The 20,883-nt window shown below is 47.1% G+C and carries 18 protein-coding genes and 1 tRNA gene; 1 reads left to right on the top strand and 18 read right to left on the bottom strand.

Annotated elements, in window-relative coordinates; translation table 11 throughout:
- Positions 1 to 14 precede the first annotated feature (14 nt).
- The 13 genes from RWO08_RS06425 to RWO08_RS06365 form a co-directional block, all read right to left on the bottom strand.
- Positions 15 to 1,052 (bottom strand): hypothetical protein, encoded by a 1,038-nt coding sequence (locus RWO08_RS06425; RefSeq protein ID WP_314211550.1) that lies wholly within the window; start codon positions 1,050 to 1,052, stop codon positions 15 to 17.
- A gap of 192 nt (positions 1,053 to 1,244) precedes the next feature.
- Positions 1,245 to 2,213 (bottom strand): glycosyltransferase family 2 protein, encoded by a 969-nt coding sequence (locus RWO08_RS06420; protein WP_314211549.1) that lies wholly within the window; start codon positions 2,211 to 2,213, stop codon positions 1,245 to 1,247.
- Between the two features lie 17 nt (positions 2,214 to 2,230).
- Positions 2,231 to 3,208 (bottom strand): capsular polysaccharide synthesis protein, encoded by a 978-nt coding sequence (locus tag RWO08_RS06415; RefSeq protein ID WP_291428943.1) that lies wholly within the window; start codon positions 3,206 to 3,208, stop codon positions 2,231 to 2,233.
- 16 nt (positions 3,209 to 3,224) lie between these two features.
- Positions 3,225 to 4,217 carry a glycosyltransferase family 2 protein gene (locus tag RWO08_RS06410; protein ID WP_314211548.1) on the bottom strand — a complete coding sequence of 331 codons (993 nt, stop codon included), beginning with the start codon at positions 4,215 to 4,217 and terminating at the stop codon, positions 3,225 to 3,227.
- A 1-nt stretch (position 4,218) separates the two neighbouring features.
- Positions 4,219 to 5,310 carry a glycosyltransferase family 4 protein gene (locus tag RWO08_RS06405; RefSeq protein ID WP_314211547.1) on the bottom strand — a complete coding sequence of 364 codons (1,092 nt, stop codon included), beginning with the start codon at positions 5,308 to 5,310 and terminating at the stop codon, positions 4,219 to 4,221.
- Positions 5,311 to 5,319: 9 nt separating this feature from the next.
- On the bottom strand, positions 5,320 to 6,030 hold the full coding sequence (locus RWO08_RS06400) for a CDP-alcohol phosphatidyltransferase family protein (RefSeq protein ID WP_291453974.1): 711 nt from the start codon (positions 6,028 to 6,030) through the stop codon (positions 5,320 to 5,322).
- A gap of 17 nt (positions 6,031 to 6,047) precedes the next feature.
- Positions 6,048 to 6,995: a glycosyltransferase family 8 protein gene (locus tag RWO08_RS06395; RefSeq protein WP_314211546.1), complete on the bottom strand. Its 948-nt coding sequence runs from the start codon at positions 6,993 to 6,995 to the stop codon at positions 6,048 to 6,050.
- A gap of 74 nt (positions 6,996 to 7,069) precedes the next feature.
- On the bottom strand, positions 7,070 to 7,765 hold the full coding sequence (locus RWO08_RS06390) for a polysaccharide biosynthesis tyrosine autokinase (RefSeq protein ID WP_314211545.1): 696 nt from the start codon (positions 7,763 to 7,765) through the stop codon (positions 7,070 to 7,072).
- 15 nt (positions 7,766 to 7,780) lie between these two features.
- Positions 7,781 to 8,470 (bottom strand): Wzz/FepE/Etk N-terminal domain-containing protein, encoded by a 690-nt coding sequence (locus tag RWO08_RS06385; RefSeq protein WP_314211544.1) that lies wholly within the window; start codon positions 8,468 to 8,470, stop codon positions 7,781 to 7,783.
- Positions 8,442 to 9,203 carry a CpsB/CapC family capsule biosynthesis tyrosine phosphatase gene (locus RWO08_RS06380; RefSeq protein WP_314211543.1) on the bottom strand — a complete coding sequence of 254 codons (762 nt, stop codon included), beginning with the start codon at positions 9,201 to 9,203 and terminating at the stop codon, positions 8,442 to 8,444. Before RWO08_RS06380 ends, RWO08_RS06385 begins: the two co-directional genes overlap by 29 nt.
- Before the next feature lie 495 nt (positions 9,204 to 9,698).
- Positions 9,699 to 13,463 (bottom strand): pullulanase, encoded by a 3,765-nt coding sequence (locus tag RWO08_RS06375; RefSeq protein ID WP_314211542.1) that lies wholly within the window; start codon positions 13,461 to 13,463, stop codon positions 9,699 to 9,701.
- A gap of 639 nt (positions 13,464 to 14,102) precedes the next feature.
- Positions 14,103 to 14,402 (bottom strand): cupin, encoded by a 300-nt coding sequence (locus tag RWO08_RS06370; protein WP_314211541.1) that lies wholly within the window; start codon positions 14,400 to 14,402, stop codon positions 14,103 to 14,105.
- 901 nt (positions 14,403 to 15,303) lie between these two features.
- Positions 15,304 to 15,690, bottom strand: a complete 387-nt coding sequence (locus RWO08_RS06365; RefSeq protein WP_314211540.1) for a hypothetical protein — start codon at positions 15,688 to 15,690, stop codon at positions 15,304 to 15,306.
- 237 nt (positions 15,691 to 15,927) lie between these two features.
- Here RWO08_RS06365 and RWO08_RS06360 point away from each other — a divergent pair, with 237 nt between their 5' ends.
- Positions 15,928 to 16,464, top strand: coding sequence for a hypothetical protein (locus RWO08_RS06360; RefSeq protein WP_314211539.1), 537 nt, complete (start codon positions 15,928 to 15,930; stop codon positions 16,462 to 16,464).
- 67 nt (positions 16,465 to 16,531) lie between these two features.
- Here the strand turns inward: RWO08_RS06360 and RWO08_RS06355 are convergent, their stop codons facing one another.
- From RWO08_RS06355 to RWO08_RS06335, 5 genes are all read right to left on the bottom strand, one after another.
- Positions 16,532 to 17,584 (bottom strand): hypothetical protein, encoded by a 1,053-nt coding sequence (locus tag RWO08_RS06355; protein WP_314211538.1) that lies wholly within the window; start codon positions 17,582 to 17,584, stop codon positions 16,532 to 16,534.
- Positions 17,585 to 17,647: 63 nt separating this feature from the next.
- Positions 17,648 to 18,412 carry an alpha/beta hydrolase gene (locus RWO08_RS06350; RefSeq protein WP_314211537.1) on the bottom strand — a complete coding sequence of 255 codons (765 nt, stop codon included), beginning with the start codon at positions 18,410 to 18,412 and terminating at the stop codon, positions 17,648 to 17,650.
- 104 nt (positions 18,413 to 18,516) lie between these two features.
- The gene (locus RWO08_RS06345; RefSeq protein WP_291429275.1) at positions 18,517 to 18,843 is read right to left on the bottom strand and encodes an inorganic diphosphatase; all 327 of its coding nucleotides are present in this window, start codon (positions 18,841 to 18,843) and stop codon (positions 18,517 to 18,519) included.
- Positions 18,844 to 19,072: 229 nt separating this feature from the next.
- Positions 19,073 to 20,623 (bottom strand): glutamine-hydrolyzing GMP synthase, encoded by a 1,551-nt coding sequence (gene guaA / locus RWO08_RS06340; RefSeq protein ID WP_314211536.1) that lies wholly within the window; start codon positions 20,621 to 20,623, stop codon positions 19,073 to 19,075.
- 140 nt (positions 20,624 to 20,763) lie between these two features.
- Positions 20,764 to 20,846: transfer RNA gene (locus tag RWO08_RS06335), tRNA-Leu, on the bottom strand.
- Positions 20,847 to 20,883: the final 37 nt, after the last annotated feature.

Raw genomic sequence — 20,883 nt, 5'->3', positions numbered from 1 at the left:
TCCTAAGGAATCAATCAGTGATTGGTGAGTTTGGGCTGCGTAGATAAAGTTGCTTCCTCACTTCTTGAGTAAAGGACATACATAATACATAAAATAAAGGTATTGTTATGAAGATAGAGAATCAAGTCATCAATTAAGCCATGAACCGCAATGACGCTTAGGGCCAAAATTAAATAGTAGCGTTTTTGCTTCATAGCCTTATACATCACCATGACCATAACAGCCAGAAATATAATCATAAAAATCAGACCGTAACGTTGTAGGACTTGAATATAAAAGTTATCAACGTAGTTGTAGGTTTCGTTGACTAGCTCCCCCTTGGAGTCCAAACCGTAACCTATCCAGCTAATCACTTTACCGAATAGACCAAAGCCATAGGTTTGGAGAGACACTTGCGCTAATTGTAATCTATTTCCTAGGAAAGAATTCAGGTTAGCTTGCCAATCAGAAAACCAGTTAAAGCGAACGACAAAATAGTAACTGAGAACAAAGCTCAGCGGATAAATCCACATAGTAAGATAGGATAATAGCTTGTAATCTTCCTGCTCTTGTCTGTTGCCTCTCAGCTTCATAAAAGCTACAACTATCAAAGTAACGACACTTAATAGGAAAGTCAAACGCGCGTCAGATTTGATGTAATAGTAGTAGTTGGCAACAAATAAACCAATAAGTTCTAGCCAAGCAATTTTTTCTTTTCGAATATAGAGATACAACAGAGTCAAGTTGGACATGCAAGCTGCCCCAAAAAGAACATATCGGAAGCCAAGATACTCTCGGGCAACGCCACCACGAATGCTGACATAATTATTAATAACCCCTAATCGGGAAGATAGGACAATAAAAAGGAAAGTGGTTAGAATAAGCTTGAATGAATAACGTGTGAGCGTCTCAAAGTCAATATTCCGTGCACTAAAGACAAACAAGAGCATGAGGGGAACAATTTTAGCCCCTACCCCTGGCGAGACCATAAAGGTTAGCACAAAGCTCACGCCAACACCAACTAAACCTAACAAGTAGCGATTAATTGACCGTACTTCGAGGATTTCTTTCATTAACAGCAAGCTTGCCACGAAAAGTAATATCAGTAAAAAGAGGCTACTTTCAAAATAACGAGCATAAAACGAGGTATTCAACAAAGTAAAAAATACAAAGATAGTATAGGCACTATAGAATAAATAGGTTGGTATACGAGATGGATATAATTTGATTGTCACTTAATCACCTTCACATTTGTTTGCGATGAGCTAGGTCTTGTTCCGCTTCCTTACAAGCAGATAGAGTCGGGGAGTCCAGAGAAAGAGCTGGTACTTCAACTTAAACTGGAGACTAACATGGTGCGATTGCCGAACGGTGTCCTGATAAACACGCAAGCGCCGGCGTATCCCATCAAGCTCTCCATACTGCTTAGCATTTGCAATTAGATCAATCAACCGGAAAGAGCCAGCCACACATTTGATATTGAGCGCAGCCTCCACCCGCTCAGCCTGATTACCAAATCCAGGCAAGAGCGCTCGATTTGCCTCCACCGCATCATAAAAATCATAGTGTTTAAGGCTAAAGTTTGAATTAACCGTACTTCCTGACCTTTGGTAATAATGATAGGTCACCAAGGGGCTTACCACAATCGTCTGAGCTGCTAAAACATGGGCAGCAGCAACAGAAAAATCCTCATAAATTTTCCCTACAGGAAATGGGTGGGACTCAATCAGCGACTTGCGATAGAGCTTACCACACGCGGAAACAGTCGCTTCATGATTATAGAGCATGGCCTCCAGAGCTTCTGCTTGACTGGATGTAGAGAGCCTGAAATCCGCTTCCATCAGTGTATACCCGTTATAGTCTTCGTACACTGTGGTCAACTCAACCTTAGTCGAGACTAGGTCAGCCTTGTAGCGACGTTGCAATTCAATCATTAAAGACAGGCTGTACGGCTCGAGATAATCGTCCGGATCAAGGAAGGTCACCCACTCTGCCTGAGCCTTGGCTACCCCATAATTCCGTGCGTCAGATTGGCCACCATTGGCCTTGGCATAGTAATAAACATGGTCATAGCGAGACGCATACTCTTCACACAAGCGACCCGAATCGTCAGTAGACCCGTCATTGACAAGAATCACTTCATAGTCTGTATAGGTCTGGGCCAGGAGACTCTCCAAAGCATAGTGGAGATAGTTCTGTACATTATAGACCGGTATAATAACAGATACCTTCATGTTAAGCTCCTTTCTGATTAGAGTGCTTGATTGAGCAGACGATGATAGTAGGTGTCGCCTGACGCTGTGAGGGAAATCTTATAGCTACATTTATAGAGCTGAGTCGTTGACTTCACCCGGTCCCATTCGCTCACATCAACGAAATCATTGGCATGGTTAGCGATAAAATACAGGTCCTGATTATTCTGAGGAACCGCATCAATCGCCTCCCGAATGACATCTGAGTACCGATAGCCAATGTCCAAGAGGTAGTCAATAAGAAAATAATCAATCGGTAATCTATACCGTGTAAAGTATGCCACCTGAAAATCCCGTAAAAATCGGAAAATCACATGATTAGCTGAACCTGCTAGGCAGAACATTGCCCAGCGGTTATTGGCCACATACTTGGGATACCATTCTTTACCACGTGCAGGAATGGTATAAAAATCATTTGCTAAATACGAGGCACTACTTGTATCGGTCACATAGAGCGTCGAGTCGAACCAGACGCCCCCATAATCAGACAGAAGACTGCAACGAATCAAATCTGATAACTTGACGACATCAATGTCGCCTTGATCTACAAACATCCTGAGGCTATCTGGCACCTGGAAGTAGTCACTGAGATTGTCTTGCGTCAAAAAAGTCCAATTAAAACCGTATTGCTCAGCAAAAGCTTCCTGAGATGCAAGCGTAGCTTGCACCAAAGGTGGTGCCGCCTCACGTCCTTGGAGCCAAAGGGAGAAAATCCGTCGTGGAGTGGTTTTCGACTCGGATGCCGGGCCTGTGAAGTCATAGTTTTCCAAGAAATCTTGAAAATCACGTTCTAAATAGGTTAGAATCGCCCGATGTTTGGCTAAAAAGCCATGATGAACCAAGGGGCGAACGAAGGGAAGAGGAAGTTTGGCGAGCTTAGTTAGCACCTTATCCAGAAACTGAACCCACATAATCCTCCCATTAAAGACTTGCCGGTAGCGCGATAATTCACGCCACTTCTGTCTGATTTTGCCCATGGAAACATCTCCCTTCTTAGTTAGTTCGGGTATTCTTAAAACGCTTGAGATAGTGGCGTAATAAGCCAAAGAGACGATAACGACTGAGTCGCAAGACATACACTAACTTGCTTGGTGCTTCCCGCTTAAAGTCCGGTGCTAGGGTAGCCTCGAAGGCCAATAGTTCTTTCTTCCCTTGGCGAGTATCCGGTAACATCAAATAGAGTCGAACCTGTAAATTAATCATACGTTGAATTTGTGCCTTAACCACTTGAGCGCGAATCCCTTTCAACTTACCTGTTTGGTAAAAGGACACGAGCCGGTAAATCACGTTTTGGTGCATGACCCGATTCTTGAGATAACTTTCAAGGCTGACACTCTGCCCCACGCTACCTAGTCGATAGCGATAGATAGGGGCATCAAACAAGCTGACTGTCTCGATATAAGGCATAGGGTAAGTGATATATTCCATATCGACATAGAACATCTTCTCACCCAAGCGCACCGCATTATCCCGCAAAATAGAGCTTTTAATGGTCATGGTATGCATACCTAGTGTATGTTGCGTAATATTTAATAGTTCATCGAAAGTATAATGATGTTCTGGTGTCACACCTTGAAATTCGTGGTGCAACTCTTCTTGATTGCTGTCAACATAGACCTTAGTATAAGGCGACACTACCAAATCATCATCCACACCCGCTAGATAGTCTAGGAGCGCGTCAAAGGCCTGAGTATCCACCCAGTCGTCAGCATCTACAACCTTGAAGTATTTACCTCGGGCCGCTTCAATCCCGGCATTAACGGTAGAGCCATGCCCCCCATTTTCCTTGTCGATAACCCGTACTACCTGTGGGTAGTCAGCCGCAAATTGATGGCCAATGGTCGAGGTCTCGTCTTTGGACCCGTCGTTGACAATCAACAATTCAATTTGATCAAGGTGGCGGCTAGCCAGAATAGTTGGGACCGTCTCAGGTAAGTAGCCTGCTGCATTATAGGACGGCATGACTACGGTCAATAATTTTTCCATCTTACTCTCCTAATAGTTCATGAATCAGGCCTTGCCATTGAGCCAAGATTCTTGCTTTATCGAATTTTTCGGTATCATCCATAGACCGGTCAGACATGGATTGTCTAAGGTCGGCATCATCAATCAGGGTCTGGATGCGGGTCACCATGAGAGCCACATCATAAGGCGCCACTAGATAGCCATTGCGGCCGTCACTGACAATCTCAGAAGGTCCAGTTGGACAAGCAAAGCTGACAATCGGCAGGCCATACTGCTTGGCTTCTAATAAGACCAAGGGCAGGCCTTCATGATAGGATGTCATGACATAGAGGCTGTGGCCTGGATAGATATGGTCCATGCCTTTGACATTGCCTTTGAAGTCTACTTGATGGAGACAGCCTGCTGCCTCTAGGCTCGCTACTAGATCAGCCTTGATGCTATCCTGGCCCTCCCCGTAGATATCCCAGGTCCAGTCCGGATTGGCCGGCAGGATTTGGCTGGCTACCTTAGCCAACAAATCATAACCCTTTTGTTGACTAAGCCGGCCTACTGTCAGGATTTTTTTAACTGACATGTCAATTTCAGGCTGGCCTTCTAAGGCTTCTAGCCAGTTGTAGATAAAGCTGACCTTGCCGGCTTTCAAATGATACTTTTCAATGTAGTTTCCGCGGTCTTCATCAGTTAAGGTGACTACTCTATCCGCAAACTTAGCGCCTAGATAACGCTGAAGGCGACGTCCTCTGCCGTCATCGAAGGCCAGACTATGATGATCGCAGAAGACCGTCTTGATTCCTGTCCCCATGCAGGCTAAGAGCATAATGGTGTTAGTAGCGGGCGCAATGGAAAAGACCAGTTGAATGCCATGTTGCTTGAGATAGGTCCGTAGGGCCCGACTGGCTTTCCAGGTTAGCTCGCGTACCCGCGGATTGCCCTGGAAGAAGTTGTGAAAATGAACAGCCGGGTCCAAGTCGAAGGCCAGACCCGCCCCATCCATAGTCATGGACAAGAGATGCACTTGATAGTCGGCAGACAAGGCATTGGCTAGATTGACTGCTACCTTCTCAGCGCCGCCGACATGGCTGAGATTATAGCGTAGAATTGCAATTCGTTTCATGGCGGCCTCTTAGCGCAGGACCTTGCGTAAGGATAGAATCATAACCAGACCATTCAAGAGGAAGTAACCTACTGTGAAGAGATCATTCCACCCCAGAAGAATAGCAATCAGCATGAAAACTTGCGGCATGCCAGAAATGGAAGTTAAGTTCAAGGCAATGATTTCAGCTAGACCAAAGTTTTGACGGCCCTTGAGTTGTTGGCTTTCTTGGGTCTGCACCGTGTTAATAGCCTTATGCATGACTAGTCGCGGGAAGATAACGAAGGCACCTGACAGAGCCCCCATGACTAGTAGCCATTCAGGTTTCCAAATGCTGAGCGCTGAACGATAGCTGGCCGCTACCCCCATGGCTAAGTAGGTGATAAACATGGCAGCATATCCGCTCATGGCGTCAACTACACTCCCCATTGGCGAAGAAATCCCCTTGTAACGGGCTAGGTTGCCATCAACCCCATCCAACAAATTCCAGAGGAAGAAGCATAACCAAGCCAGGACTTGCCCTGCTAGAGTAGGAATCAGCAGCGTAACCAGCAATCCTATGCCTAGTGGAAGCAAGGATAAATAAGACACCTGGTTAGGCGTGATCGAGCTATTAATGAAGGGAATGGTTAATAAATAAGAGATTGGTCGTCCCACATAAAAAGCGAATAAATCTTTCTTGGCTTCTTGCCGCTTTTCTGGTGACATGGTCTTAGCTTCGATATCATTAATTGTGACCATTGGTAATTTGGCTCCTTTTATTTTTTGAGATAACGGTATAAACGAGGACGAATTTGTGACTGGATAAAACCCAGGCCGTGAACGAAGAGTCCTTGCGGCAAATGGCGATTGAGGCGCGTCATCAGCCCATCCTCTTGCTGAATATATCGACCTTGATAGTAATGCTTAAAGTCCTCGACCCCAGCCACCTGACTGCCCTCCACCCAAGGACGCTTGGAGGCGAAGCAAGTGGTAAAGTGTCGTACCACTGGTTGGGCTTTTGCTTCCTCTAAGATGGCTTCTGAATAATAATTGACTGGCTGCTTAAAGGCCAACATAGACCGATAGTCAAAGTCATAGAAAATCGTCATGGCATTAAAACGCGGATGCACTTGCTTGTAGCGGTCATAGAGTGCCGCATTGAGAATCCCTAAGTCAGCCTGTAAGACCTTGCCTTGGAATTTTTGAATAATGGCGATGAACTTGTCTTCAATTTTGTCCTGACGCCAAGCATCCAAATCAATCCATAGCACACCCGGGTTAAACATAGGCCGGTCAGCTGGAATGCCCAAGACTTGCTTATACTGCTTGTTGAAGGTATCCGATACCCCCATGACAATAGCCCCATCGAAAGGCGTCTCCACCAATTGATCTAGCGGCCCTTTGATGACCGTATCCCCATCTAAATGCAGAACCTGGTGGACTGATTCCGGTAGGATAGTCCCCAAGAATAGGCGACCAAATTGACTCAAAGAGCCCCGGTCTGACTGCAATTCTGCCGGCAAATCTATATCCTCTAACCATTCTATTGGCGCTTGATTGTACTGACGAGCTAGCTGCTCTAACTTGAGCTTACTAGAATTGGTCACACCATAACTCAAAATCCAAACTCGTGGGCTGAGGTGGCCATTAGTCTCATACAGCGAGGCCAGCGAGACTGCTAAGATATCCACAAAATTATCACTTGTTGCGTATACAATATCCATTATTTTTTCCTCTTTACCGAAAAATAAACCGATAATTCCACATTATCGGTTCAGTACTATTAAGTTCAGGCTTACTATGCCTTCTTACCATAATTGCCATAGTTCCCATAAGAACCATAGGCACCATAGTGACTAGCCTTAAGGTCTACCTTGTTGAGGACGACCCCTAAGAATTTAGCTCCCGTATGTTCTAGGAGTTCCTGAATCTTCTTCACGGCACGACGTTTAATGGCGCCAGCTTCAACTACCAAGATGCTAGCATCACACTGATGGGCCACAATAGAGGCATCTGTAACCAAGCCCAATGGTGGCGTATCAACAATCACATAATCATAGTGATGACGGCAAACATCAATCAGCTCTTGGAAGGAATCCCCCTGTAAGAGGGCCGTTGGGTTAGGTGGCACTGGGCCAGACAAAATCATGTGTAAGTTAGGCTCCGTAGTCCCGAAGACAATCTCCTTAACGGTTGCTTCACCTGCTAAATAGTGGGTCAAACCCACCACCTTGGAGCGAATCTTCATTCGACCGACGAAGACGGAATTACGAGTGTCTGCGTCGATAAGTATGGTGCGCTTACCTAACGCTGCAAGTGAAGAAGCAATATTCATAGCCACAGTAGATTTACCTTCATTGTCCTTGGTTGAGGTAATGGCAATCACCTTAATATCCTTACCAGAGAAGAGGATATTGGTCCGAATGGCGTTGTAATATTCTTCTGTCTCTGCAGAAATGAGTTTTTTATTTAATCGTGGTTCAACTTGTTCCATAGGACACACACCTTTCTACTTGAGCTTAACTTGAGGGACAACCCCCAAGAGGACCATACCTAAGCCGTCTTCCACGTCTTCCGCATAACGCACGCGGTCGTCTAAGAGTTCTCGCACCACGATATAACCTGCTGATAAGAGGAAGCCTAAAGCTGCCGCCAAGAGGGTGTTACGGCGAGTTTTTGGTGAGGATTTAATATTAGTTGGCTTAGCTTCTTCCAAGGTGGTCACATCGTTCACCTTGGTGACGCGTTTAATTTGTTCAGAAGCCACTTCACGGACACGGTTAGCCAGGTTGCTGGCCTTTTGTGGGTCGCGGTCAGAGACTGAGATGGATAGAATCCGCGTATCACGAGGAGAGTCTACCTTAACCACACGTTTGAGTTGGCTAGGTGTCATGCTGAGGTTCTCAGAGTTGATGACTTCTGACATAACGGTGTCAGATAGGATGATTTCCTTATAGTCCTTAACCAGGAAGTTCCCTAACTGCAAGTCTTGAGTGGTGACGGCCTTGTCTTCGGTCTGGTTAACCACATAGACGCGGGTAGTCGATTCGAAGGTTGGTCGAATGACTACTAGGTTAACTAATAAGGTCGCAACTGCTAGCACAACCGTAACAAAGACAATAATAAACTTAGCCGCCCAGAGCTTGCGCAAGAGGGCCATTGGATCAATTTCAACAAATTCTTGGTTTTTTGTTTCCATGGGGGTGTGAACTTCCTTTTCCTATTATTTTTTCAGGCTTGCTGACAAAGAGTTGGTGGGCATAGTCGTCTCCATATTTTTTGGCTACAAAGGCATAGGCTTCAGCCATATGATAAGGACGGCTTTCTACGTGATGAGCATCACTGGCAATGATGTCGATTAAGTCGGCATCTAAGAGTTGGCGTGCTCGCTTCTTGAGCACCTTGTAACGGTCAAAGAGCCCCATTGGCAAGAGACTAGCCGCATTAACCTGGATGAGACAGCCTAGTCTTCTCATTTCTTGCACTCGTTCCGGATGCTTGTGGAAGGCGTCGTAACGCTCAATGTGCGCAATGACCACATCATAAGCCAAGCCTTGAATGGCTCGAATGGCACGTACAATTTCCCGGTAAGGGAGCCCATAATCGAATTCCACCAAGACATAATCACTGCCGGCTAGAGTCAAGATTTGCCCCTGCTCCAACCGGTCAAGCATACTATTAGAATAGAAGACTTCTGTTCCTAAATGCACAGTCAAATCTGGCGCTACTTCTCGGGCAATGGTTTGAAGGTCCTGGAAGTGCTTGTCAATAGTGGAGCGACTAGCCTCGAAGCGCCCTTTGCGTTGGTGAGGTGTCGCGATGAGGGTCTTAATACCTTGGCCATAAGCTTGACGCAAAAGGGCCCGCGTCTCATCCAAGGACTGAGCCCCGTCATCCACGCCATAGAGCACATGGGAATGTATATCTATCATGCTTATGCCACCTTATCCTCTCACTCAATATCACTGGCGCCCTAGGGCGTCAAATTTGTCCAACCTATTGTAACATAGCCGCTATTAAAAGTATATAGACCTGTAAAAGTTAATCGGTTTCTTCTATACATTTTGCTCAATTATGTTAAAACTGAAAGTTAATCCGCTAATTGCTCTCCCTTATACTTCTACTAAAAGAGTTGATAAATTAACGATTCAGCCACTTTCAATTAGTATAAGAACTTCTTCTAGCTTCTATAAGCTAGCTTTAATTTTTTTGTCTCTTCTGATATTAATCCTCTATATAATCAGATTCTGATGACGACTTTTGTGTCACCACCACGCTCTTAACTACGTTGCTTGTGCTAAGGTCTAACAATCACTATACAAATTACCTAGTCGACTCTAGCTAACGGAAGCCCCCCCTTGTTAAGCTAGCTCACAAACAAAGCAAAAGGCAGGGGATAGACCCCTACCTTTTAAGTTTACTTTATGCTATTGTGCCTCGCGTTCTTTCTTCAAGCCTAAGCCGACCATGAGGCTACCTAAGCCAGCCATAACCGCCGCCCAGAGACTGAGTGGGGCTTGGCTCTCACCGGTTGCAGGCAGTTGGCCTGCTGGTGCTTGGGCGACATCGCCGCCAAAGCCTCCAAAACCGGCACGCGCCACAGATAGAGGATCAATTCGGTCTGGTGCTTGGTTTTCTTGCTCAGGTTCAGGCTGAGGTGCTTGATCTGGCTTGGCCTTGATCCGCAAGATCGTCGCCGTTAAGGGTTGCAAGGTGACAGATTCTGCATCATAGGCTACCCCTACCAGATCCGTCAGGGCTTGGGTCCCGGCACGGGCCCCATCCACCAAGGCTTCCGCCTTATCCAGACCAGGGAAGCGGTCAGGGTTGAAGCGCAGCTTGCGAACCTTATTATCTGCATTGACTACCACCACATAGCGGTCGCCATTAGAGTCCACTGCCTGATAGGCAATGACATTGTCGCTATCCGCAATGTCTGGCGACGTCATCATGGTCACTTGGTCGGCGATTTCCTTAGCCGTTCCTTTGCGGAAAGCATCGGTAGACTTACGTAGGGCAATCAAGCCGCGAGTGTAGGCCAGCGTGGCTTGGTTATGAGGATATCGGCCATCTTCGGCAACCTTACTCCAGTCAAAGCGGTTAATGATGTCGGAAGAATCATAGGAATCGTGAACGAAGTATGGATAGTCGAATGGCTTGCCCTGCTCATCGACTAAGAGATGGGTCTTATAAGGCGCCTTGTCGTCATCCACCTTATTCTTGTATGCAGGGTCCAACAATTGCTTGGTCCGCCCCATTTCCTGACCGGAATGGATAAATGGCGTCCCTTGGGAAGTCAGAATCATAAGGTTACCCAAACGAATGCGTTGATGAATCTCAGCCGCATGGGTCTTAGGATCCTTCTTAATGGATTGGGCGATAATATCATGCAGGGTTAAATTGTCGTGAGCAGCAATGTATTGAATCACATCACCCGGTGCATCTGCAATAAAGTTACTTGGGTTAGCAATAATATTATTGAAGATTTGGTAGACATTGCGTGGTCCGCCTGTCAAGAAGCGAGGTTGCCCTTCAGATGGGTAACCGGACTTGAGCTCGTTACGGATCTCATCGGAGAAGACCGCCACACCGTCAGTCGACCGCATCCAGTCTTGGTCGGCCGCTTGAACAGGATCCCCTTCGTCCCCGACAAAGGTCCGCCAACCTTCCCCAAGCATGAAGACCTTAGGATTGAGGGCGCTGGCTGCCCGGTAAGCCTGGGCAATAGCTTCAGCATCATGGTCCCCCATCATGTCGAAGCGGAAGCCGTCCACCTTGAAGGTGTCGGTCCAGTATTTAATGGAATCCACTAGGACCCGACGCGCCATCTTATGGGTAGTCCCTAGGCGCCCGCCACCAAAGCTTTCACGCGGACTACCATCAGCATTCATGAAGTGGTAGTAACCTGGCTCAATGTCTTCAAAGAGATGGGTCTTAGCGGTGTGGTTGTAGACCACGTCCATGATAACTCCCATACCTTGGTCATGGATCGCCTTGATTAATTGCTTGAATTCTTCAATGCGGGCTTGTGGCTTGCTTGGGTCGCTAGCATACATGCCGCTAAGACTGAAGTAGGATTGCGGGTCATAGCCCCAGTTGTAGTTATTGTTTTGGGTGCTTGGTTGGAGCTCACGCTGAGCACGAGCGCTCTCATTAGCAAAGTAGTAACTCATGACTGGCAAGAGCTGGATATGGGTCACACCCAGTTGTTTGAGGTAGCTGAGACGTTCCGCAAAGGCTGAGAAGGTCCCAAATGGTGACTTAAGCTGGCCTTCTAACTTAGGATCAGAAGTAAAGTCGCGGACATGGGCTTCATAGATAACTGCGTCCTCGCGTTTCTTGAAGCCTGGAATATTGGCATAGGATAATTTTGGTCCAATCTTATTTGGATCCACGATTGCTGCCTTGGCTACTTTTTCCTTGGCAGTGGCTTGGTCCCATTTGGCTAAGGACTTAGCATAAGGGTCTAAGACCAGAACCGACTGACCGCCACGCTCCACTTGGTAGTGGTAGAAGTAACCATCCAAATTCTTGGCTGGCGTGTTTTGGCCATTCAAGGTCACCGTCCACAGGCCCGTGCTAGCATCCTTAGTCAAAGGCACGCGCGCTACCACTTGGTCCGGATTATCCTTGTCATAGAGGACAGCCGTCACAGCATCCGCGCTTGGCGCCCAGAGACGCATAAGAGCGGAACCGTCTGCTTGTAGGGTGGCGCCTAACTCGCCCTGATAATTATAGAGAGAGTCTGTTAGCTTCCAACCGGTCTGGCTGTTGACGGTCTCGTCATGGTAGGTCAGCTTAAGCGGCGTCCGGCTGACATCCTCTTCAGTTGTCAGAATCAGGCGCTTGTTAACTGCGTCGACTTCAATCTTAGTGACTTTGACTGCTTGGCCGGTATTAGTGGTAACAGTTAGGTCTTGCTGGACTTTGGCTAGGTCCAACTGATCCACTGCCGTAAAGTTAGCTAAGACTTGGTGCGGCGCCGTCACTTCGGCACGGGTAATACGTTCAGATAAGGTCTTAAATGGCGTCGTGTAGACCGTGTCTTCCTCATCATGCAGGTAGACTTGCTCATGGTTGGCGCGGTCGCTGAAGCTCATGTCTTTGGTTTGTTTTGAAGTTGCTTTGTTCACGAGTAAGAAATGAATGTCCTTTCCAAGTTCTGTAATAGGTAAATCTAAGTAGCGACCAAAAGGCCCGCTCTGATTGAATTCTAGGGCGCCCTTAGGCCAGTCGCTAGAGGGGTGCTCCACATCCTTACCCCAGACCCAGAGACCCCAGTTGTCATACTGGCCGTCAGCCCGGTGATAGTGGACGCGCAGGCGATTCTTGTTGGCAGGAATTGGCTCTTCCACACTGGCCTGGTAGTTTTCGTCCAACCAGGCTTGTTTCATTTGCGGGTTGGTGATGGCTAGGCTTAGGTCCTCGGTAAACTTCTTGCTGCCATCGTTGACGTTGTTGAGCAAGTAGTTGATGGCGGTCGCCTGAGGTGTCACCGGCACATCCAGGTAGTAGCCATAAGCCGTCTTCTTGTCTTCTGAGAAGCGCATCGCCCCAGTCGGCCAATTGTTGGACGGCGCTTTGACCCCGTTACCCCATACCCAGGCGCCAATCTCGCTAATATTATCGCTTGGCAACTTAGCAAAATGCATACGGAAATGCCCCGCCGGAATCTCCGGCGCTTGGTTGGCTGGCGCCACCTGCGGCGCCACTGCCAGGGTAGCTGTAGGGCTGTCGCCTGACTCAGGGGTGGCTGGTTTGGCGGTGTCGGCTGGGGTGGCGCTGTCAGTTGGCTTGGTGCTGTCGGCCGGGTTAGTGCCGTCAGTTGGCTTGGTGCGGTCCGCTGGGTTAGTGCCATCACTTGCTTGAGCGCCTTCCGCCGCTTGGCTGGCATCAGCCGGTTTCTTGCCATCAGCTTGGCCCGCTGAAGTGGCTTGGTCAGCTGGCTTGGCGCCATCAGCCTGCCCAGCGTCTGATTGACCCGCTGGCGCTGGTGTCACCTGGTTGCCTGCGTCAGCCGCTAACTGGCTGCTAGATGCCTCTTCATTAGCCTGACTAGCCGCTAAGACTTGGGCACTGCCCGGCAGGAAGTATAGGGTAGTTGCTACTAGGACAGAAGCCACCCCCACACTGAGTTTCTTAATGCCATAACGCTCTTGGCGTCGGACTTGAGTTAATCGCATATCTTTCATAGTTCAGATATCCCTTCTATATTATAATGCGCTTTCATTTTTTTATTATAGCATGCTCTACCCTTCTTTGCTCCTAGCCTAGGTCATTTTGTTAACGCTAACAAACTTTCTTCCTGCAAAAGAGGGCTCCGCCAGTCCATTGTTCTGCCTATCAATGGACTGGCCTCACAAAAAACACCCCTAAACGCCCTTTTTGATAGAAAAAGCTCGCAGCTAGTCCATCGTTCCTCCTATCAATGGACTGGCTCACGCCTCCCCTCTGGCTTGGCCCTTTCTATCAGATTTCTAACCTAGCTAGTAGTCCATTAGCTCATGCCTTTCGCCACATTTCGGGTACTTTTTACCTGTTACCTGCCCAGCTAGTGGTCCACTCCAAAGAGTGGACCACTAGCTCGCGACTTTCGCCTCAGTTCTGCCCCTTTCCCCCAGTTTCCCACCCAGCCAGTGGTCCACTCTCCAGAGTTGACCACTAGCTCGCGACTTTCACCTCGTTTCTGCCCCTTTTCCCCATTTCCACCCCATCCAGTGGTCCACTCTCCAAAGTGGTCCACTAGCTCAAGAATCCCGCTTCGCTTTTAGCTCTTCCCCCCATACCAAAAAGCCCCTGTACTAAGGACAGGGGCTACGCCACCGATACACCTAGGCTTCTGGCGCTAGGTGGGATTTGATGACCATGAGTTCGCTATCTTCGACGGCTTCCAGGGAGTGTACTTCGTGAGGAGCCATGCGAATGATAACGCCGGGATAGATTTCGGCTGTCTCCTTCTCATCAGAGAAAAGGATTCGCCCTTTGACTGGGACGACGACCACCGTATAAGGGACGTGGTGCTGACCAATAGCTTGCCCGGCAGGTAGGACCAGGTGGGTGACTGTCTCGCTAGGCGTTTCCACCAAATGCTCAAAACGCTCAATGTCTGTGCGACCGTGATAAACTTTCATACTTCAAACTCCTCTCTAGTTCATAGTTCTATTATAACACAGCTCCTATCGATAACAGGCATTAAACAGTTTGCCCCAACATTATCTCTATGCAAAAACCGCACCCCTTGCATCGTGGCAAGCGGGTGCGGTTCATGTCAATGCTTAATTTTGTCCAGCAGCTTATTCTCCCTCACTTGTAAAATAAGCCTACCCCAGCTCAAGAGTCCCTAATCTCTCGAGCCAAGCCTCCTCAAGTGCAGAGCCCTCGCTCTGCACGCGCACCTGATACTGATGACAAAAATCTAGCATCTCCTTGTATATATGACGATCCGTTGAAAAAACGCCTTAAGCGTCTTAGCAGCCCTATCCATAAATAGCAGCTACCTGACCATGGATGGGTGAAAATCCATTCAGCCATCGAATCCTTGACTTGAGGCACTTGAGCAAGCCTCTTCGTCATCCCTCTTACTTAGAAGGAAATCCTATGAAACTATATATTCGACAAGGAATCAGTACCCCCATACTCGACTTCCTTGTTGAGGAGTTTTATCAGGTTGCAAAGGCATTATAGCATGTCTTAAGTCGCTTGAAAAGAGTATAGACTCATTTTTTGTAGAATTATGCACTTTTTTGACAATCTCCGATTTCGCTAAAGTTTTGGATGTTTTTTCGGAATAAATTAGGACAGAATTATCAGTCATATCATCCGCCTATATTCCTTTTAAAATAGAGATTATCATGTTTTTGAACTAGAGCTCTAGCCAGGCTCACATACTTAACAATATTGAAAATTCCTTTTCACCATTCAATATTCTAAATTTGTATATATACACAGATAATTGTATAGACTTTAATCCGATTTGTCGCGCAGTTTCACTCACGGCTCTCAATCGTGTCCGAACGCAAAAAAGAGACCCGGCTATCGCCCGGCCCCTTTGTCTTCAAGTTTGTCTTTAACGCCCGCTACCATGCTACGACCAAAGCCCTTAATATGAGCTAGAAGGCCTAATAGACTGTCCCAATAAGTATCATCACCGCGCACCGCCAACATGACGGTCTCGCTCCCCATGTAAGCAGCCAAGAAAATCAGGAGGCTATAGACCAAATTGAGGACTTGCACACCTGTTCCTACCTCATGCTGCCAGTAAGCCCAGACTTCTTGAACGGCATAAAGAGCTAGGATTAAAAGCAAATACCAGACCGCCTTCTGCCATTCAGGCGTGAAACGTGATTTGCGGCGCAACAAAAGATAGCCCGCTACACCCGTTAAGATAATATTTACAGTCACTAGTAAGAAGTTCAGCATCTTACTCCCTCCTCGCATCATATCTTTCTCTACTTCTAGTATAGAAAGTTTAGGCTTCCTAGGCAAGGAAAACTTTGGGCCAAGGCCAAAAATCAGTCTCTAGACCGAGCTTTTGTCCAGTTTAAAACTACTTGTAGGTTTTTTCATAATCTCCTCCTATTTTGATGCGTGCTAGTTGCCTTTTTATGCAAAATTGCTATAATGATGATAGTATACTTGCGCACAAGGAGCAACAACATGAAAAAGGCAAAACTCTTCGCCCATATTATTCTTATTCTATTAGCTATCGGGACAGTAGATGTCCTAGCCAACTTCAGTGGCTTAGATCTCTTGACCCATCTCGATTCCTGGGTAGGTCGGCGCCCCGACCATATCTCGGCGCCTAATGAGTCTAGCCGCGAGTCGTCCAAGGACTCCTCCTCTAGCGACAACTCCAAGGAATCAGCTGAATCCAAATCGGAAAGCTCCTCTTCTAGCTCATCCTCTTCATCCAGCTCTTCCTCATCTGAATCCTCTTCGTCATCTAGCCAATCCTCCGAATCCCGGCCAGGAACCCAAGACAACGATGACCAAGATTCTCCAACTAGTCCAAACACTCGCCAAAACAACGACTACACCGCGCCAACAAGTCCAACCACCCCGGCGCCAAACCCAGACCCAGTCACTCCGCCAACACCTGCGGACCCAGTGGTCGAACCCCAACCAGACCCAACACCTGACCCAGCCCCAGCCCCGCCAGCCGATGGTGGCGGCGTTGATGGTGCGGGGGAATAAGTAGATAGAAAATCCCAATCCATCATGGATTGGGATTTTTTGTTATTATATGTCTCTTTACTTAGGGCTAATTTTTAGCCTTCTCCTTATAGTCTTTGACAGCTTTCTGATAGAATTCTAAATCTCTCATGACTAGAATATTGAAGCGGAGATTCTTGCTCTCCTTATCGCCAAAAGTTCTGATTGCCACGCCGACCTTATCATTCTGGATGAGAACAAAACTGTCTTTTCCTACTTGAGGATCAGCCAACAGTTTCTTAAGCTCGCTCGTCTCTTCAAGCTTGAGCACTTTTAGGTAGGCAAGTAAAGCTTCCTTAGTTCCCAAGGTCAGGCTATAGCCCAGCGTCTTGCCATCCGGACTCGCAATAATACCTTCCTGATCTTCGCTAATCTTATAGTACTTGACAGACCTGCCATCTTCTAATGTAATTTCATCGGCATCTTGGAGATGTGTGTTCTTAATTAAGTCCATATAATTCTTATAAGAAGCTTCCGCATCATCGTTAATCAAGCTCTCTACCTTAGTAAAATGGTCAGTATATAAGTCAACTAGCAAATCCAAGGCTTGATCTGCTTGTTCTTGGTCAGCTGGCCGACTCACCTTTACAAAAAAGGCTAAATCACGATAAATCCGGATACCAAACTGCCCTTCGAAGGCAAATACTTGGACGATTGCCTTGTCATTCTTAAGGATTAGGACGCGCCCCTGGAATTTGGCGGGACTTGTCAGCATCGACTCTAACTCACTGGTTGGCTCAAGCCCTAAAGCTGCTAAATAGCCTTTAATAGCCTCGGCAGGAAGTTGATCAAAAGCATAACCAAGTGTTTGCCCCGTGGTGCTACCAAAAAAGGCAGCCTTATTATCCTTATTATCTCCTGTTCGATATAACAAATAGTCAACCTGAGATGACCAGGTTTCTTTCTTAGCCGGAATGCGCTCCGTGGCCTTGATAAAGTCCATGTATTGATTATAAGACTTCTCCACATCGTCGGTGATTAAGCCCTCTACTTGCGTAAAGTAGTCCTTGTATTCCTCAGCTGTTTGAGGCACAGACTCCGCCCTGACAAGGCTAGGCACCATAAGCACGAGGACGAATATGGCGAGTAGTAGTTTTTTCATTGGGTCACTTCCTTTATGGGGATTCTTTTCCATTATAGCACGAAAGTGCCAGGGACAAACAACCTACTTTAATAGGCACTTTCGAATAGCCTGCGCCAGACCCTCAGGGTTTTCCCAAGCCATTGAGTGGCCTGCATTCGGCACTACTTCAATTTTCACACCCTGCTCTTGCAACTTCTCAAAATCAGGGTCAGGTAGTGTTTGTTCGCCGAAAATAAAATACTTTGGAAAGTCAAATTGATACAAGAGCTGTCTCCAAGAGACTTGACCGCCTTGAACCGCATTTCGAGATATTTCAAATGCCGCCTTTGGCAGCCAATTTCTTAAAGTTGCTAGCCAAGTTGTATAACCTGCTTGTTGGTAGTAGACCAGCTTCTTGGCGAATTCCTGCTCCAAGTTGGTCTGATCCAGACTCGCAATATCAAAACTGGCTGCCCCATCTGAACTTGGATCTAGATTCGATTCACTTAATATCAGCTTCTTGACGCGCTTGCTAATCAGATTACATAATTCGATAGCGACAGCGCCGCCTAGACTATGGCCGAAAACAATCACTTGATCTAGCTTCAAATCTTCCACAAACTCACTTAAATATTGAGCATGAGCCTTAACACTGTATTCAAAATCCAAGGGCTTATCGCTGTAACCCGCGCCCAACAAATCAATCAGAATGATTCGCTGGCTATGCCCCAGCATAGCGGCTACTTCAATATAGTCGAAAGAACTGGCGCAGCCTAAACCATGTATGAATAGGATCGGTGTCCCCTTGCCATAAAAATTATGGTAACGAATGGTGTATTCAGTCTCCCTAATTCTGTACTCTCTCATTTCTAGTTCCCCCATTCTAAATGATGTATGACTTGACACTAAAGCCTCCCATCAAAATGATAGAAGGCTTTTTGTATCATTCAGTTAAATTACTTTGCTTGCGATTATACCCGCTCAATATGAGACTTGAAATATTTCTCTTGAAATCTAACAGCTTCTTCAATTTCTTCCACTGTATATTTTGTTCCTATTGGAGCGACAACCCATTTTTCTTCAACGTCATCGTCCCTTTTGATAACTGCAATTAATTCTCCCTCATATTCATCTACTGCTTTATCAACGCCAAGTACATACACATCTTGTTCTTCTCCATCAGGAGCGATTATTCCTTCAACATAACCATAATTGATTGGATAAATATGTTCCGGATAATCAGGGTGAGAACTCCCTAGTGGACGATCTATTTTAACTTTTATAACTTTGCCAATCATATTATCTCCTCCACAAATTCAGGTTTGTCACCCACTATTTCCACAAAAACCTCCCACCAAAATGATGGAAGGATTTCTTAAAATTCACCTAAATTCCACAACTTCCTTTTGAACCTACTTTTGGGGCTTTTTAGTATCAAAATAGTATCACTAAAGCAGTATTCACGCTTTCAAATCTCTAAAACAAAGTATTTTCAAACGCTTCATAACAGTAACATATTTGCTTCTGTTACTCCCATTCAATGGTCGCTGGTGGTTTACTTGTAATATCATAGACCACGCGGTTAACATGGGCTACTTCGTTAACAATACGGGCGCTGATGACTTGCAGCACTTCCCACGGTAGGCGGGCGAAATCGCTGGTCATCCCGTCGATAGAGGTGACGGCACGAATCCCAACGGTATAGTCGTAGGTCCGGCCATCCCCCATAACCCCAACAGACTTGAAGCCTGGGAGTACGGTGAAGTATTGCCATACGTCACGGTCTAGGCCATGGTTGGCAATCTCTTCGCGCAGAATGGCATCTGATTCACGGACGATTTCGAGTTTTTCTTCGGTGATTTCACCGATAACCCGAATACCGAGACCTGGGCCTGGGAATGGTTGGCGCCATACCAAGCTGTCTGGCATCCCCAGCGCTGTCCCCAAGGCACGTACTTCGTCCTTGAAAAGGGTGTTGAGGGGCTCAATCAACTCGAACTGCATGTCTTCTGGTAGACCACCCACGTTGTGGTGAGACTTGATAGTCTCGGCTGTCTTGGTCCCAGACTCGATGATGTCGGTGTAGAGGGTCCCTTGGGCTAGGAAGTCTACCCCTTCCAGCTTAGCCGCTTCATCATCGAAGACATAGACGAATTCGTTGCCGATGATTTTACGTTTTTGTTCAGGGTCGCTCACGCCAGCTAACTTGGACAAGAAGCGATCCTTGGCGTTAACCCGGATGATGTTAAGACCGAATTTACCAGCTAGGCTATCCATAACTTGATCGCCCTCGCCTTTACGCAAGAGGCCGTGGTCGACGAAGATACAGGTTAATTGGTCGCCGATGGCTTTCTGTAGGAGCACCCCTACGACGCTGGAGTCTACCCCACCGGACAAGCCAAGCAGCACCTTGCGGTCGCCAACTTGTTGGCGAATTTTGGCTACTTCAATTTCGATGAAGTCTTCCATGGACCAGTCACCTTTGGCCCCACAGATATTGAAAGCGAAGTTGCGGAGCAAGTCATTCCCGTGCTCAGAGTGACGCACTTCTGGGTGGAACTGGACGCCGTAGATTTGACGGGCTGGGTTCTCGAAGGCCGCCACCGGGCAGTGATCGTTAGACGCCGTCACGCTGAACCCTTCAGGCACTTGCACGATTAAGTCACCATGGCTCATCCAAACCTTCTCATGGCTATCTAAGCCAGCAAAGAGGCCTGTTTCACGTTGGTGAACATCTAACATGGAGCGACCATATTCGCGCTTGTTAGCAGATTCGACCTTACCGCCTAGAAGGTGGGTGGTCAACTGCATGCCATAGCAAATCCCTAAGATTGGAATCCCCAATTCGAAGATGGCGGGGTCAATGGTGAAGGCACCCTCAGCATAGACGCTATGTGGTCCCCCTGAGAAGATAATCCCCTTGACATTGCCTTCGGCTTGAATGTCGGTAGCACTGGTATCATTGGGTAATAATTCACTGAAGACCCCAAATTCCCGAATGCGGCGGGTAATCAACTGGTTATACTGACTCCCAAAATCCAACACAATAATTTTCTCTAACGATGCCTGTGTTTTCATGCTCTGCTCCTTTACTTCATCTTATTATTGCCTATTGTACCAAAACCCTGTCCCGGTGTCATTAAATGTCGATGAGAGTTAGAATGACTAGCTCCCACCCTATATATAACAAAAAAAGGAGGGTTGCCCCTCCTCGGTGATGCGGCCAAGAAGACTCGAACTTCCACGGGGATACCCCCACTGCCCCCTCAAGACAGCGCGTCTGCCATTCCGCCATGACCGCAAAATCACTACTCGACTATTATAGCATCCTGGACTAA

This window comes from uncultured Abiotrophia sp., from assembly GCF_963520105.1.
Classification (GTDB): Bacteria; Bacillota; Bacilli; order Lactobacillales; family Aerococcaceae; genus Abiotrophia.
The sequence above is the reverse complement of the archived record's forward strand: the minus strand, read 5'-3'. Positions and strand labels throughout refer to the sequence as shown.

What these genes read in the sequence shown, in the direction of transcription:
- RWO08_RS06360 (WP_314211539.1), top strand. Translation starts at nt 15,928, where the DNA reads ATGAAAAAGGCAAAACTCTTCGCCCATATTATTCTTATTCTATTAGCT.
- RWO08_RS06375 (WP_314211542.1), bottom strand. Translation starts at nt 13,463, where the DNA reads ATGAAAGATATGCGATTAACTCAAGTCCGACGCCAAGAGCGTTATGGC.
- RWO08_RS06370 (WP_314211541.1), bottom strand. Translation starts at nt 14,402, where the DNA reads ATGAAAGTTTATCACGGTCGCACAGACATTGAGCGTTTTGAGCATTTG.
- RWO08_RS06415 (WP_291428943.1), bottom strand. Translation starts at nt 3,208, where the DNA reads ATGGGCAAAATCAGACAGAAGTGGCGTGAATTATCGCGCTACCGGCAA.
- RWO08_RS06385 (WP_314211544.1), bottom strand. Translation starts at nt 8,470, where the DNA reads ATGGAAACAAAAAACCAAGAATTTGTTGAAATTGATCCAATGGCCCTC.
- RWO08_RS06420 (WP_314211549.1), bottom strand. Translation starts at nt 2,213, where the DNA reads ATGAAGGTATCTGTTATTATACCGGTCTATAATGTACAGAACTATCTC.
- RWO08_RS06395 (WP_314211546.1), bottom strand. Translation starts at nt 6,995, where the DNA reads ATGGATATTGTATACGCAACAAGTGATAATTTTGTGGATATCTTAGCA.
- RWO08_RS06365 (WP_314211540.1), bottom strand. Translation starts at nt 15,690, where the DNA reads ATGCTGAACTTCTTACTAGTGACTGTAAATATTATCTTAACGGGTGTA.
- RWO08_RS06380 (WP_314211543.1), bottom strand. Translation starts at nt 9,203, where the DNA reads ATGATAGATATACATTCCCATGTGCTCTATGGCGTGGATGACGGGGCT.
- RWO08_RS06345 (WP_291429275.1), bottom strand. Translation starts at nt 18,843, where the DNA reads ATGATTGGCAAAGTTATAAAAGTTAAAATAGATCGTCCACTAGGGAGT.
- RWO08_RS06350 (WP_314211537.1), bottom strand. Translation starts at nt 18,412, where the DNA reads ATGAGAGAGTACAGAATTAGGGAGACTGAATACACCATTCGTTACCAT.
- RWO08_RS06390 (WP_314211545.1), bottom strand. Translation starts at nt 7,765, where the DNA reads ATGGAACAAGTTGAACCACGATTAAATAAAAAACTCATTTCTGCAGAG.
- RWO08_RS06355 (WP_314211538.1), bottom strand. Translation starts at nt 17,584, where the DNA reads ATGAAAAAACTACTACTCGCCATATTCGTCCTCGTGCTTATGGTGCCT.
- RWO08_RS06410 (WP_314211548.1), bottom strand. Translation starts at nt 4,217, where the DNA reads ATGGAAAAATTATTGACCGTAGTCATGCCGTCCTATAATGCAGCAGGC.
- RWO08_RS06425 (WP_314211550.1), bottom strand. Translation starts at nt 1,052, where the DNA reads ATGAAAGAAATCCTCGAAGTACGGTCAATTAATCGCTACTTGTTAGGT.
- guaA (WP_314211536.1), bottom strand. Translation starts at nt 20,623, where the DNA reads ATGAAAACACAGGCATCGTTAGAGAAAATTATTGTGTTGGATTTTGGG.
- RWO08_RS06400 (WP_291453974.1), bottom strand. Translation starts at nt 6,030, where the DNA reads ATGGTCACAATTAATGATATCGAAGCTAAGACCATGTCACCAGAAAAG.
- RWO08_RS06405 (WP_314211547.1), bottom strand. Translation starts at nt 5,310, where the DNA reads ATGAAACGAATTGCAATTCTACGCTATAATCTCAGCCATGTCGGCGGC.